Source organism: Marinomonas sp. NPDC078689 (assembly GCF_044542435.1).
GTDB classification, from domain to species: Bacteria; Pseudomonadota; Gammaproteobacteria; order Pseudomonadales; family Marinomonadaceae; genus Marinomonas; species Marinomonas arenicola.
Genome location: NZ_JBITUJ010000004.1, coordinates 105,963 through 118,681 on the forward strand (window position 1 = coordinate 105,963; position 12,719 = coordinate 118,681).

The 12,719-nt window shown below is 46.5% G+C and carries 12 protein-coding genes; 3 read left to right on the forward strand and 9 right to left on the reverse strand.

Annotated elements, in window-relative coordinates:
* Window positions 1–12: 12 nt before the first annotated feature.
* Both ACIGBN_RS08920 and ACIGBN_RS08925 read right to left on the reverse strand, forming a co-directional pair.
* On the reverse strand, window positions 13–1,359 hold the full coding sequence (locus ACIGBN_RS08920; RefSeq protein WP_396664924.1) for a DEAD/DEAH box helicase: 1,347 nt from the start codon (window positions 1,357–1,359) through the stop codon (window positions 13–15).
* A gap of 96 nt (window positions 1,360–1,455) precedes the next feature.
* Entirely contained in the window at window positions 1,456–1,995 is a 540-nt protein-coding gene (locus ACIGBN_RS08925) for a DUF1285 domain-containing protein (protein ID WP_341562928.1), read from the reverse strand.
* A gap of 180 nt (window positions 1,996–2,175) precedes the next feature.
* Between ACIGBN_RS08925 and ACIGBN_RS08930 the strand changes: the two genes are divergently transcribed.
* Entirely contained in the window at window positions 2,176–3,132 is a 957-nt protein-coding gene (locus ACIGBN_RS08930; protein ID WP_133001353.1) for a methylenetetrahydrofolate reductase, read from the forward strand.
* A gap of 114 nt (window positions 3,133–3,246) precedes the next feature.
* Here ACIGBN_RS08930 and ACIGBN_RS08935 read toward each other — a convergent pair whose 3' ends face one another.
* Window positions 3,247–4,275: a glycosyltransferase family 9 protein gene (locus ACIGBN_RS08935; protein WP_133001354.1), complete on the reverse strand. Its 1,029-nt coding sequence runs from the start codon at window positions 4,273–4,275 to the stop codon at window positions 3,247–3,249.
* 107 nt (window positions 4,276–4,382) lie between these two features.
* Here ACIGBN_RS08935 and ACIGBN_RS08940 point away from each other — a divergent pair, with 107 nt between their 5' ends.
* Both ACIGBN_RS08940 and ACIGBN_RS08945 read left to right on the forward strand, forming a co-directional pair.
* Entirely contained in the window at window positions 4,383–5,093 is a 711-nt protein-coding gene (locus tag ACIGBN_RS08940) for a 3-deoxy-D-manno-octulosonic acid kinase (RefSeq protein WP_396664926.1), read from the forward strand.
* Window positions 5,086–6,015: a lysophospholipid acyltransferase family protein gene (locus ACIGBN_RS08945; RefSeq protein ID WP_133001356.1), complete on the forward strand. Its 930-nt coding sequence runs from the start codon at window positions 5,086–5,088 to the stop codon at window positions 6,013–6,015. Before ACIGBN_RS08940 ends, ACIGBN_RS08945 begins: the two co-directional genes overlap by 8 nt.
* Window positions 6,016–6,061: 46 nt before the next feature.
* Here ACIGBN_RS08945 and ACIGBN_RS08950 read toward each other — a convergent pair whose 3' ends face one another.
* The 6 genes from ACIGBN_RS08950 to ACIGBN_RS08975 all read right to left on the reverse strand — a co-directional run bounded on the left by ACIGBN_RS08950 (window position 6,062) and on the right by ACIGBN_RS08975 (window position 12,658).
* Window positions 6,062–7,057 (reverse strand): LLM class flavin-dependent oxidoreductase, encoded by a 996-nt coding sequence (locus ACIGBN_RS08950; protein WP_396664928.1) that lies wholly within the window; start codon window positions 7,055–7,057, stop codon window positions 6,062–6,064.
* A gap of 127 nt (window positions 7,058–7,184) precedes the next feature.
* Window positions 7,185–9,533, reverse strand: a complete 2,349-nt coding sequence (locus ACIGBN_RS08955) for a fatty acid cis/trans isomerase (protein ID WP_133001358.1) — start codon at window positions 9,531–9,533, stop codon at window positions 7,185–7,187.
* 193 nt (window positions 9,534–9,726) lie between these two features.
* Window positions 9,727–10,329, reverse strand: a complete 603-nt coding sequence (locus tag ACIGBN_RS08960) for a hypothetical protein (protein ID WP_133001359.1) — start codon at window positions 10,327–10,329, stop codon at window positions 9,727–9,729.
* A 68-nt stretch (window positions 10,330–10,397) separates the two neighbouring features.
* Window positions 10,398–10,778, reverse strand: coding sequence for a YacL family protein (locus ACIGBN_RS08965; protein WP_133001360.1), 381 nt, complete (start codon window positions 10,776–10,778; stop codon window positions 10,398–10,400).
* Window positions 10,779–10,789: 11 nt separating this feature from the next.
* Window positions 10,790–11,785 carry a ribosome biogenesis GTPase YlqF gene (gene ylqF / locus ACIGBN_RS08970; protein WP_396664931.1) on the reverse strand — a complete coding sequence of 332 codons (996 nt, stop codon included), beginning with the start codon at window positions 11,783–11,785 and terminating at the stop codon, window positions 10,790–10,792.
* Between the two features lie 273 nt (window positions 11,786–12,058).
* Window positions 12,059–12,658 carry an ACP phosphodiesterase gene (locus ACIGBN_RS08975; protein ID WP_133001362.1) on the reverse strand — a complete coding sequence of 200 codons (600 nt, stop codon included), beginning with the start codon at window positions 12,656–12,658 and terminating at the stop codon, window positions 12,059–12,061.
* Window positions 12,659–12,719 lie beyond the last annotated feature (61 nt).

A 12,719-nucleotide genomic window follows, 5' to 3' on the forward strand; every position in this document is an offset into this window, starting at 1 on the left:
AACGAGGCGAGACTAGGCGTCTTCATCGCCTGTGTCTGTTGGCGTTGGAAAACGCTTTGGCGGAAGTTTAAAGGCTTCAAAACCGTCTTGCTTGTTATCATGGAAACGCTCTTGCCCTGCGGCTTTACGCGGCGCTTTTTTAGTGGCCTTACGCGCTTTAGTCGCCACCGGCGTTTTGTCGAATTTACGAGCGGGTTTCGCAGGCGCCAAACCTTTGAACTTCGGCTCCAAACCTTCGATGACGTCGCTGTCAAATTTGCGCTGCAAAAAGGCTTCAATGGCTTTAAAATTGTGCCAATCTTTAGGGCCTACTAATGAGTAAGCATCCCCTTTGAAGCCAGCGCGCCCAGTACGACCTGTACGGTGCACAAACTCTTCGGCTTGCTTTGGTAAGTCAAAGTTAAAGACATGACTAACGCTGGCAATATCCAAGCCTCTCGACGCGATATCGGTACTGACCAACACAGTGAATTGCCCTTTCGCAAAACTCTCCATGACCTTATTCCGTGCGGCTTGGGACAGATTTCCATTCAGCGCTTGAGTCGTCAGCCCCCACCCTTCAATCATCTCAGCCAAGCGAGCGGTATCACTTTTGGTTGCCGTAAAGACAATCGCCTGCTTGATGGTTTGACCGGTGATAAGTTGTTTTAGAATGTCTTGTTTATGATCCAGATGATCACACAGATAAACATGCTGCTCGATGTCTTTGTGCTCATCATAGCCTTGACCAATGGCGACTCGAGAAGGCTCTTTTAGCAATTCGCTGGCGATTTCACTGACGTCTGTGTTGTCCAAGGTCGCAGAGAAGAACAGCGTTTGTCTTAAACGATGGCTGGCCGCCGAATTAATAGAACGCACTGCTTCCGCAAACCCCAGATCCAACATGCGATCGGCTTCATCAAGAATCAACAATTCCAATCCTTCCAAAAACACATGACGCTGTTTTAAGTGATCCACCAGACGTCCAGGTGTTGCAACGATGAAGTGAGGGTCTTTTTGCAACTGTTTATGCTGATCGTTAAAGTTCTCCCCCCCTTGAATCAAGATAGAAGTATAACGACTGCCCGCTAACAACAAGCGCAGCTGACCATAAACCTGTTTAGCCAACTCTCGAGTCGGCACCAACACCACAACACGCGGGTCGCGCTTAGACAATGCACGGGTTTTATAAACGCGATGCAAAGCAGGCAAAAGGTAGGCCAGTGTTTTTCCTGATCCGGTTTTAGACGACGCCAATAAATCTCGCCCAGCCAGGGCTTCAGGAATAGCACGCGACTGAATTTCCGTCGCCTCCTCAAACCCCAAATGGTCGATGGATTTTAAAATACGATTATCAAAACCAAAATCTTTGAACAACAAGTAACCTACCCCTTTCTAAAAACGAAAACACAACCTAACGGCCGTGATGAATACGGACTATTATACCCCAGCCTAGCAAGCGCACACACGAGGATTTCACTCATCTGGGATTAATAAATACGCCTGCCCTGCACTCATCAAGCCCATCCCATTCCCTTGCGGCGTAGAGACCGCGACCAGCTCTTCAACAAGCTGATAAAAAACATTTCGGTGAAGCATCGCCTTCATGCCATAACGCATGGAAATATAAGGTCGTTCAGCGTGCTCTTCGCCCGCCAACCAAAGCTCGCAATCCTCCCCTAACACAACCACATCATCGGTTAATGTAGTGAATTCAATGGCTTGACCTTTATCGGTATCAATGTAACGCCACTTGGTCACCAAAAAAGGCGCATCCTCTACCTGTATGCGCACTTTTTCCACCGGCGTCACCAAAAAATACTCGCCGTTTTCATACCATAAAATATGCGAAAACAAGGTCACCATCTTAGGGCGCTTTATTTTATCACCGTCGTGAATCCAGTCACCATTCGCTTTTACTACCAGATCCATGTCGCCACAGAACTCAGGATGCCATGTATGCACTGGCGGCAAGCCAGATTTCTTATCCTTTTCAAGCGCATTTAAATCAAGCATAGGAACCTCTTGTTTCGTTATAAGGTCAGTGGATCAAACTAACTCACCTCATCTTTAGTTTTATTCAAGATCAAACAGGTGATCCTGAAAGCAATTCACTGTTAGGATATACACAACATTAAAGAACAACGAAACACTTCGCAATAAGACGTGCGTTTCATCTACTTAGAGCCTGTCATCATGAAATCGGAATTAGCAACCAAGTTTGCCGACCCAAGCCGCGGCGTTTACTTCATCGGCACCACACCACCACGCTCATCCATTGAAGACGAGCAACTTGACCTTATCAGCCAAAAATTATTGCAACGCCTTGATAATATTGAAGTGGATGGCCTTATCGTTTATGACATTCAAGATGAAAGTAGCCGTATTGATAAACCACGTCCTTTTCCTTTTATGGAAACACACGACCCTCGCGCTTGGTCAAAACGCCTAAAAGACGCGTCCAACAAGCCAGTGATCACTTACAAATCCGTGTCTTCACGTTCCACAGAAGAATTCACCCAGTGGTTACAAGAAGCGTGGGATGACTTCGATATCAAAGACATCGTTTTGGTTGGCTCCCCCTCTTCTGAAGGCGACATCAAACTGCCACTGTCTGAAGCCTACGCTACTCTTGGCAAGATGCCTCTTGATTTCAATCTTGGTGGCGTCACGATTGCAGAACGTCACGCCAAGAAAAAAGACGAGCATCTACGCTTAATCAACAAATCAGAAGCGGGCTGTGAATTCTTCATCTCCCAAGCGGTGTATAACCCTCAAGCGACCGCTGACTTAATCAGTCAATATGCACAGACTTGCAAAGCACAAGGCGTAGCGCCAAAACGAGTGATCTTGACATTCACACCTTGCGGTAGCGCCAAAACATTGGAATTTATGGAGTGGTTGGGCATCTCGGTGCCTGTTGCGACCAAAAATCGCATTCTAGGTTCAGAAACCCCATTGGATGAATCTATTAAAATCTGTCGCAGCGCATTGGAATTGATTATGGAAACGGCGCTGCCTGATGGCGTGCCACTCGGCTTGAACATAGAAAGTCTCACCAACCGAAAAGAAGAGATCGATGCGTCGATTCACCTTTATAGACTGCTAAAAGCCACTCTGGATTTAAAACTAGCGGAACAAGCACTGCTTTAATACACACTCATCAATAAAGGGTTAAAAGCGACTTGCGCGCCTCGTTTAACCCTTTATTCTTGATCACGGATCACGTCATCCTTGTCGCTTGCCCTAGTGAACAAACAAACCTCGCTAGGGAGCCAGCAAACCCAGCTGACGAACCACACTATCTACCTTTGCCATCACCGCGTCTTGGGGTAACTGAGCCATGGCGTCTTCACGATGTACCGTGGTTGCCCAAGGCAGTGCTTCTACCGACTTCCCAGACTCTTCTTCCACCAGCTCACGATACACACTGACAATATTCTCTTGGTCATTATACGGTCCTGTACGCTTTGGATTCGATAAGGCAAACAGCGCAATAACCGGTGTATTCACTATCGTCGCCATGTGCGCAGGCCCAGTGTCAGGGCTAATGATCAAGGCCGCTTTTTGAATCACGTCCAGCAGCGACGCAATGCTCGTTTTGCCCACCAGATTCAAGACATCAAGCCCTTCACTCACCGCATTACAGACAGCCATTTCACGCTCACTCGGCCCACCGGTCACCACCACAGCAAGCCCTTTCGACAAAAGTGACTCAATCACACGTCGGTAGCCAGCTAAGGTCCAGTCTTTGGTTACCTTTGAACCACAAGGGTTCACCACCACAAAACGTTCCGGCAACGACAGACCACTCTCAGGAATAGACAAGCGCCAAGCCGGTGCTTGGTTCGGCACATCAATCGCTCGCGCTAATGACATCAAGGCATCCAACACATGCTTTCCTGTGGGCTCTGGCGCTAATTCATTAACAAACCAATGCTGCTTTTCACGAGAATGGGACTTCGCAAAACCAATGCGTCTTTTCGCACTCAATACTCGGGTTAATAAGCTCGCTCGCAATGACCACTGCATATGCAACAAAATATCGAAGTTGACGCCTTTGAGCGACTTACCCAAGGCGAACAAGCCCTTAAACCCTGATTTTTTATGGTAAATGCGCACATCGATATTCGGCATCAAACGAACCAATTGCGCCTCAGCAGGCCCAGTTATCCAGGTGATTTGGGCATCGGGGTAGCGCGCTTGTATTGCAGTTACCACAGACATTGCGTGGCAAACATCGCCCAACGCCGACAATCGCACTATGGCAATTCGTTGAATGCTTTCTTGTGTCATCTTATCCTCAAGTGCTGTTTAAAATCGGCGATTATTATAGAATAGGCTGCTTTGAATGTGTCTAAATTTATCTGGCACAATAAATGAACAATGATTAAGCGAGCCCTATGCCGGATCCTCATATTATTGACGCCAACACCACACTCTTGTGTAGCAAGGCGTCTCTGCCTATTGAATCAGACTGGTTCTCAGCGGATTATTGGCAAAAGAAAAATGCCCTGATCGGCACGGGACACGGTCGTGGTGAAGTGTGGTTTATTAACAGCGAGTTTGGAAACTTCGTCATGCGTCGCTATCGACGCGGTGGATTGATCGCGAAATTTAATAAAGACGCATTTTTATTTACCAAACCAAGCGACACGCGCCCTTGGCAAGAACTAAGCTTGCTTGAAACCATGGTCGAGCTTGGCTTACCAGTACCACAGCCGATTGCGGGTATCTATCGGAAAAAATGGGGCTTTTATCGCGCCCATTTATTAACCCAAACCATTGAAGACGCTACCGACTTATTCGACATACTTAAAGCCGGCAACAGCGACTCAGTAGACTGGAAAAACATAGGCCATGTGATACAAGAGTTTCATCGACACGGCATACATCATAGTGATCTTAACTGTCACAATATCATGATCGACAAACAGCAAAAAGTTTGGATCATTGATTTTGACAAATGCGATCAACGCGAAATACATGACGAGTGGACTCAAGGCAACATCAACCGCCTAAAGCGTTCACTCGATAAAGAGTCTCAAATACACACAAATTTTAACGTCTCTGATGCTCAGTGGCGTGATTTACTGGAGGGATATCGTGGCTAAGAAAAGCACGACAGAATTAACATTCAAGCAGCTACTTGCACCCAAATACTGGCTAACTTGGCTGGCCATGTCCATCACCTATCTGGTCAGCTTTCTGCCTTGGCGTGCCAAGCAGACACTGGGAAAATACTTGGGTTTATTACTGCATAAAACCGCCGCTCGTCGTCGCCACATATGCGACGTTAACTTGCAAATCTGCTACCCAGATATGACCCCAGAAGAGCGCAAAGCACTCACTCGCCAACACTTTATTAGTGCTGGCAAAGGGTTTCTAGAGACCTTTGATGCCTGGTATCAGCCAGCATCAAAACTGATGCCTAGAGTGGATTTCGACTCACAAGCCGTGGTTGATAAAGCCCTTGAAGCGGGCAAAGGCTGCATTCTGATCAGCGGCCACTTTGCGCCATTGGATTTGTGCGGCACCCTTATTGCCAGTCACCTAGACCTGCACCCGATTTATAAACGCCAAAATAATCCTGTGTTTAACTGGGTCATGGAGCATCAACGCAAAAAAGTCTACAGCAAAACCATCGAACGCTCAGACATGCGAGAAGTACTGAAATCCCTTAAGTTAAACAAGCCAGTCTGGTACGCAGTCGACCAAGATTACGGACGCAAGCACTCTGTTTTCGCTCCTTTCTTTGGTCGCGAATGCGCCACCATTTCTCATATTGGCCGCATCGCTAAAATGACGAAAGCACCTGTTTTGATGTTGGACTACGGACGCACAGAAAACGGTTACACGTACCGCTTTACCGAAGTAGAAAACTACCCAACCGAAGACGACGTGACCAACGCCACCATTATCAATAAGCTCATGGAAGACGCTATTTCGACCAAAAAAGAGCAATACCTTTGGTCTCACCGTCGCTTTAAAACTCAGCCAGTAAAGGGCGATCCTTCCCCTTACAACGACAAGTAAAGCCGAATATAAGAGCCCCAAAACCTAACATGTGGGGCTCTTATTATTAAGCACTCAATTCGTCTCGCACTTCCGCCATCAGAGCCAGTGCCTGCAATCGTTTCTGGGCATCAAAAATGGGAAAAGAGACAATCAGCTCATCAATGCCTGTCTTTTCGACAAAGCTTTTCATCTTAAACTTCACCGACGCTTTTGAGCCAACAAACGCATACTGCAACGTATGATGAATCATGTGTTTCTCGCTAGCAGACCAAAGCGCATCCATTGATTCTACAGGCTTCGCAAAGGGCACATTATTACCCCGACGCAAATTGATAAATTGCTGCTGGACGGAAGTAAATAGGTAGGCGGCCTCTTCATCCGTCTGTGCAACAACAGCCATCACACCCGCCATTGTTCGCGGCACAGGGTTTTCTTCTGTTGGTCGATAATGGCGACGGTACACGGTTAAGGCTTGAATTAATTGATCGGGCGCAAAATGGGAAGCAAACGAATAAGGCAAGCCAAACTCAGCGGCAACTTGCGCACTGTATAAACTGGACCCTAGCATCCAAATAGGCACTTGGGTATTGCGACCAGGAACCGCAATGACTTTTTGATTGCTCGTCGGCTTGCCCAGCAACTGCTGCAATTCCTGTACATCATCAGGGTATTGATCCACCGCGGCGTTCATATTACGACGCAAGGCTCTTGCGGTTTGCATGTCGGTGCCCGGTGCTCGCCCTAAACCTAAATCAATACGATTCGGGTACAGCTCCGCCAAGGTGCCAAATTGCTCCGCAATAATCAAAGGTGAGTGATTCGGCAGCATAACACCGCCAGAACCCAATCGAATGGTGCTCGTTGCCGCACCGAGATGAGACAATAAAACAGCGGGCGAAGAACTCGCCACATTAGACATGCCGTGGTGTTCAGCCAACCAGAAGCGCTTGTACTCCTTCGCCTCTGCCTGCTGAGCCATTAACCGACTTTGAGCAAAAGAATCAGAGATACTGCTCCCTTCCGTAATAGGCGAAAGGTCAAGAATAGAAAGTGGAATCATAGCGCTCGTCCATTGAATAGAATATACCCCATTATCTGGGGTAATCTACTCAATAGACAAGGCTCAAAGTTTGCAGCAAATGCAAAAGATTCGAGATATCTCGATATATCTATAAATAACGTTCGTACTAGCGGTTTTCCAAACGGTTGTAATCCAGAATACCACTTTCTCTTGGTCTCGCTTCGCGATTGTATTTATCAACCGCATCACTGACAGACCAAAAACGAGGGTCCGTTCGGCGCACGCCAAAATGCGCCATCAGGTTCGAATAATCCTTTGCCGTTGCCATATTAGCAATCTCTTCTGTAAAGGCTTTCAACTTGCCTTCATCCACTTCCATAAAGGCATTCGGATAATCCCCTAACACCCCTTTAACAACCGTTACGCTGTCTTCATTAGGCAAACGTGCCGCCGCTTCATCAAACAAACTTGAAATATTCGAGTGTGCTTTATTATGAATCAGACTAATCACTTCTTTTGGTGCGCCATTTTTCGTCACCAACACCAACGCGGTATTAGGCAAATAACGCAAGCCTTCCCCTTTGAGCGTCTGTAAGTGCTTCAGGGTGGCAATTTCTTTGCGGGTTAAACGACTGGTTTCCAAGTCACGACTGTGGTCCAGCACCTTCGACAAATGTTCGCGCAGCTGATCATAAAGTTCAGACTGATAATGGGTTGTCTTATAATGAATCTGCGATTGTACTGGCACCTTGATGTAGTCACTAAAAATGTAGTTTTTAATGCTTTGATTGGCGTCACGGTACCAATACTGACGAACTTTCTCACGCTGGTCTTTTGGCAAAAGAAGCAAGAAGTTCATTTCCCCTTCCATGCGCAAAAAGTCCATATAAAGACGAGTGTCTAATTGGTGACCCACGTTGCCATACACATCAAAGCCCGCCACCAACAAGTAGTGAATACGCTCTAATAATGGGTAATCAATTAGCCATGCTGTTTTGGGTTTTTGCCCGACGAGCCCTTTCACAACGGTCGCATTATCAAAATGCCTAAAAATGGTCAGCGCGGCATTTTTGTTATAACCGTAGCCATCCCAAATAAGGTCCAAATTAATCGGCGCACCCGCATTTACCTCTTTCTCAATCAACTTAGCTTTCGCGGACAAATACGATTTCTGCTGCTCAGAAAAACGCACCCAAGAACTCAACGGCAAGGCATTACTTGAACTGACCGCCGGCATATCCAAATGCTGCACCTGATTTTCTAAGAAATCCGATGTTTCTTTGTTATAGGTTAAGTCAGGGTTAACAAAATACACCCAAAAGTTTTCATTGATGACGTTAACCGCAACTTGGCCACGACACACAGGCCCTTTAATAAAGGACATAATGGTGTCTTGAGCGTGATCCAATAAGAATCGGTAACGGGCATCCGCTGGAATCTCTTGAAACGCTTTAAATGGGTTGGTGGCGACTTCGCGGTCATAACCTGGGTCTTTAGTGACCTTATAATCGGTCGCGTAGAAGTACGAATTCCAACGTTTGTAAACCGCTTCATCCAACTGGAATGGAATATGGTTTTTCTGAACAATCACTTCAGGGTCTTGCCACAAGCGATAGTAGACATGATCGACACCTGGCGGATCGTATGGGCGACGCGTGGCAATACGCTCAATCGGTTGTCCTGGCGGCGTTTTCGAACGCACCAATCTAAACGGCTGATCATTGCCTTTGCCAAGGTACAAGCTATACAGATAAATGTGCTCATAGATATAGCGTGAAATTAATTGCCCTTTTAAATTCGACGAATTAAAGCGCTTTTCCCACAAGGCGACTAACTTTTGCATTTTATCGGACAAGGGTGCCTGTTTTGGCATCTTGCCGCCTTTGGCTAACCATTGAGATAAAATATCAAACTCATCCGCACTCAATGCCGGCAACCCATAGGGCATCCCCCATTTCGGGTAGTTCAATTTGAAATCACCGTATTCTTCGATCGTGGAGCACTGCTGATTTCTGGCTAAAGAAAAATCGTAATCATCGGATAATACGGGCTGGTTAAAGTTGCCTTGTTGCTTGCGCAAAGAAATGGCCTGATAAATCAAACTGCCATTTAGGTTTGCAGCTGGGCTTTGTCCGCGCTCGTTAAGCGCTGGGTAAAAGCCTTTTTTACGCCATTCCTCTGGGGAATGCGCATCAATGTACAGTCGTGTAGGCTTTGCCGCTAATAAACGCGTGCCATCGTAAACAAGGTCTTTCGAACCGCCGCGCTCAATCCCTTCTTTGCCTGTGAGCTTTAGCTGACAAGGCGCATCGTAACAAGCATGACAAGAGACACATCTATGATCCAAAATGGGACGGACTTTTTCATTATAAAAATCAGCGTCTTTCTGAGACACATCGACATCACGATTAGAGACTTTTTCAACACCGTACATTTGATCCAAGTTCTGCGAAGCAAACACAGCACAACCCGTTACAAACAGTATTGAAAGAATAACCACCAATGCTCTTGGCATAAGAATTTCCTAGATGGGATTAGATATATTAATAAGATAGCGTAGTGGGAGGGGAATTTACCATTTCTTTACTATGATTTTTACCTTGAAATGGTAAGAGAATGTGGCAATTCAACGCAGCAATTAAGCCCATTGCTTTTTTGGCATAAAAAAACGCCCATTACGGGCGTTTCTCTAACTCTGTCGTGAAATCTTACTCTTCTTCGACAAGCAAACCATCTTCTTCGTAGTCGTCGGCCAATTCATAGGCATCATCACCCATATCATCGTTGGCCAACATCAAGGCTTCTTCATACGCCCCACCAAACTCGATGCGGGTAATATCGTACAAGTCATATTCAAAAGTATCGTCAAACCAGCGCGCGTCTGAACCAATTTCTTCTAGCTCATAGGTCACAGCATCGGCACGAACAACACGACCGATTTCACAGCTGTCTACTTCAACTTCTTCACGGTGCAATGTCACCAAGCCGTATTCTTCGCTGATATCAATCAACAATACTGCAAGGTCTTCTAAATCCACTTCAGGATCAACGACCTGCTCTTCACGAAGAGCAAGTACGCGTTTTTGAAAATCGTTAAAAGGGGCAGGATGCACAAAATCGCTGATGTCTTCCAAAAATAATATTTGGTAACCATTGAGGTGCACACTGTCATCAATTAACTGGAGCAGAACCATTTCTTCGTTGGCGTCCACAACAAAGCCATCAGTCCAACTTTCTGGACCATCTAATTCTTCGCGAAAAATGCGAACGACATTATTTCGATTGCGGGCTTTTTCCAATTCGACGAGCATATCGGCTCCCTAAAAACGTAAAAAAATAAATCTAGCGCTAGTGTAAACCCAGCCAGCGCTAGGAACAACTATTGAAGCACCTCATGCCAGTTTTCAACCATGTCTACCAGGTCTTCTAGACCACATTCCGCTTTAATGCCGTCGGTAGATGGTCGATAGAAACTGTCTTGCGAATCAAACATGGCTTTAATTTCTTCTTCCGCCTCGCTCATGTCCACTTGACGAGAAACCACCACACCCTCTTCGCTGATAATCACTTCGAACGGGCCATGTTGAAACTGCGTCGTTTCTTTTTCATATTCAGCCAATCGTGCAGCTGACAAGACGCGCTGAATATTTTCTTTATCGATAACAAACTGGGTAACCCACTCAGCAATAGCAGCGAACTCATAATCAGCGTAGATACGATAGCGGCTTTCTTCCTGATCAAAGGCAATTTCATAATCCATGACTTTGAACCTCACTTATTCTCATCATTCGACTGAGCATGGGCTTGTTTCGCCTGCTCGTCACGGTATTTTCTATTTTTATCTTGTTGTCGCTGCGGAATCGCGGCCGCTAATCTGGCTTGTCTTTCCGCTTCTTTTTTCGCTTTGGCTTCTTCGACCAACTGCTCTTCATGAGCAATCATCTCAGGTGTTTCCATAACATAAGGACCAATGGCGCCAGTACGAACATCATTCAAGAACACTTCAGCGGCTTTGTGCATATCAATCTTGCCACCAGCGCGTAACGCACCACGTTTCGAGCCAATCACTTTCAGCACTTCAACAGGATCGGTAGACAGCTCTTTAAGTTTGTAGCGAGCTTGTAACGCTGCAGCGTAATCGGTGATAAAAAACGTCAAGCCCACCACAGCAACGTCTTCATAATTAATCGCCGTGGCTCTCACCGCGCCAGTCACCGCCAAACGGTAGCTGGCGTCTGGGTTTTCTATTTTTGGCCACAAAATGCCTGGTGTGTCCAACAATTGAAATCCGTTGGTCACTTTCAGTTTTTGCTGGGCTTTTGTCACCGCAGGCTCATCGCCTACTTTTGCCACACGTCGACCTAACAAGGCGTTCATTAAACTGGATTTTCCGACGTTTGGAATACCGGCAATCATCGCTCGAATCGGTTTTTCTGCCGTGCCTCTATGGGGCACCATTTGGCTAACCCATTGGCTGATTTTGGCCACATCGGCTTTATCTTGAGTAGAAAAAGGATGCGCCATCACGGTTTCACTGCCACGCCAATGATCCAGCCATAACGCCAGTCGATCACGGTCGGCTAAGTCTTTTTTATTCAATAAGCGCAGAACCGGCACAACGCCACGCAATGTATTCAACATTGGGTTCTGACTAGAATCTGGAATGCGCGCATCCAATACTTCGATGACAATATCGACCTGTGTCATCACTTCTTCGATTTCTCGACGCGCCTTGTTCATGTGTCCTGGATACCACTGAACGCTCACCCCTAATTACCTCTCTAATCGCCATGTATTTTGCGGTTGCGCAGTCTACCACAACTTCGCAATGAAGAATCATAAATTAGCGCCCAACTAAACCATTGCGAGATTTGAAAATAGGTTGCCTTAAAAAACCACGGCCGCTCTTTTTCATGACCTGCGTCACAACGCTAAATTGGCACTCAACTACAATCACTAGGTCCTCAACACTGAGCCATACTACCCTGACCATGGTTCGCTGTTTCTGAGGGTGATCTCTCGATCGGACATTAGTCCAAATTAGCCGAGGTGGCCCACCACCTCGGCCTTTTTTACTTCCTGATCAACAAAGCTTAAAAGATCTGGGTAGAGCGCTAAAAAGACCGCTTCACCCTGTTGTATCACGGTAGGCAATTCGTCTAAAAAAGGCTGTAAGTGCGCCCCATGACGCCAACGGCGCATAATCGAATGCAGGGCATTTTCAACCCCTTGCCTTGTTCCCAACTCCGCCAACCAATTGTGCTGTTGCAACGAATAAATCATTTTCTGCAAACGAGCCGGACAGCGGTTTACATCACTCAGCAACCCTTGCACCGCCGTTTGGCAAAAAGTATCCAGCGGCAGCGGCGAGAACCTCGACCAATTTTGGATCAGCCAATAGTCCATCACAATATCTTGAACTATGCCTGAAAAGCGCCGACGACCGGCTCGCGACATAGAGCGAAACGCCACACTGGCGTCGTGTTCATCCACCATCACATCGACTTTTTGGTGCAACTGCCAACCGGAATGCAAATCGGCGGGTAATTCACTCACCACCACAGGAAAATCACCCAGTAAATTACCTGCCCAAGAGGTATTGGTTTCATACGCAATATGCAGGTGTGCAAAGTAATTCATGTACAGACCTTAAATTCAGTAAAAAAAAGTGTTTTTGATTAAAAACGACCGATTTAGATCC

What these genes read in the sequence shown, in the direction of transcription:
- ACIGBN_RS08925 (WP_341562928.1), bottom strand. Translation starts at nt 1,995, where the DNA reads ATGCTTGATTTAAATGCGCTTGAAAAGGATAAGAAATCTGGCTTGCCG.
- ACIGBN_RS08930 (WP_133001353.1), top strand. Translation starts at nt 2,176, where the DNA reads ATGAAATCGGAATTAGCAACCAAGTTTGCCGACCCAAGCCGCGGCGTT.
- ACIGBN_RS08935 (WP_133001354.1), bottom strand. Translation starts at nt 4,275, where the DNA reads ATGACACAAGAAAGCATTCAACGAATTGCCATAGTGCGATTGTCGGCG.
- ACIGBN_RS08940 (WP_396664926.1), top strand. Translation starts at nt 4,383, where the DNA reads ATGCCGGATCCTCATATTATTGACGCCAACACCACACTCTTGTGTAGC.
- ACIGBN_RS08950 (WP_396664928.1), bottom strand. Translation starts at nt 7,057, where the DNA reads ATGATTCCACTTTCTATTCTTGACCTTTCGCCTATTACGGAAGGGAGC.
- ACIGBN_RS08955 (WP_133001358.1), bottom strand. Translation starts at nt 9,533, where the DNA reads ATGCCAAGAGCATTGGTGGTTATTCTTTCAATACTGTTTGTAACGGGT.
- ACIGBN_RS08960 (WP_133001359.1), bottom strand. Translation starts at nt 10,329, where the DNA reads ATGCTCGTCGAATTGGAAAAAGCCCGCAATCGAAATAATGTCGTTCGC.
- ACIGBN_RS08965 (WP_133001360.1), bottom strand. Translation starts at nt 10,778, where the DNA reads ATGGATTATGAAATTGCCTTTGATCAGGAAGAAAGCCGCTATCGTATC.
- ACIGBN_RS08975 (WP_133001362.1), bottom strand. Translation starts at nt 12,658, where the DNA reads ATGAATTACTTTGCACACCTGCATATTGCGTATGAAACCAATACCTCT.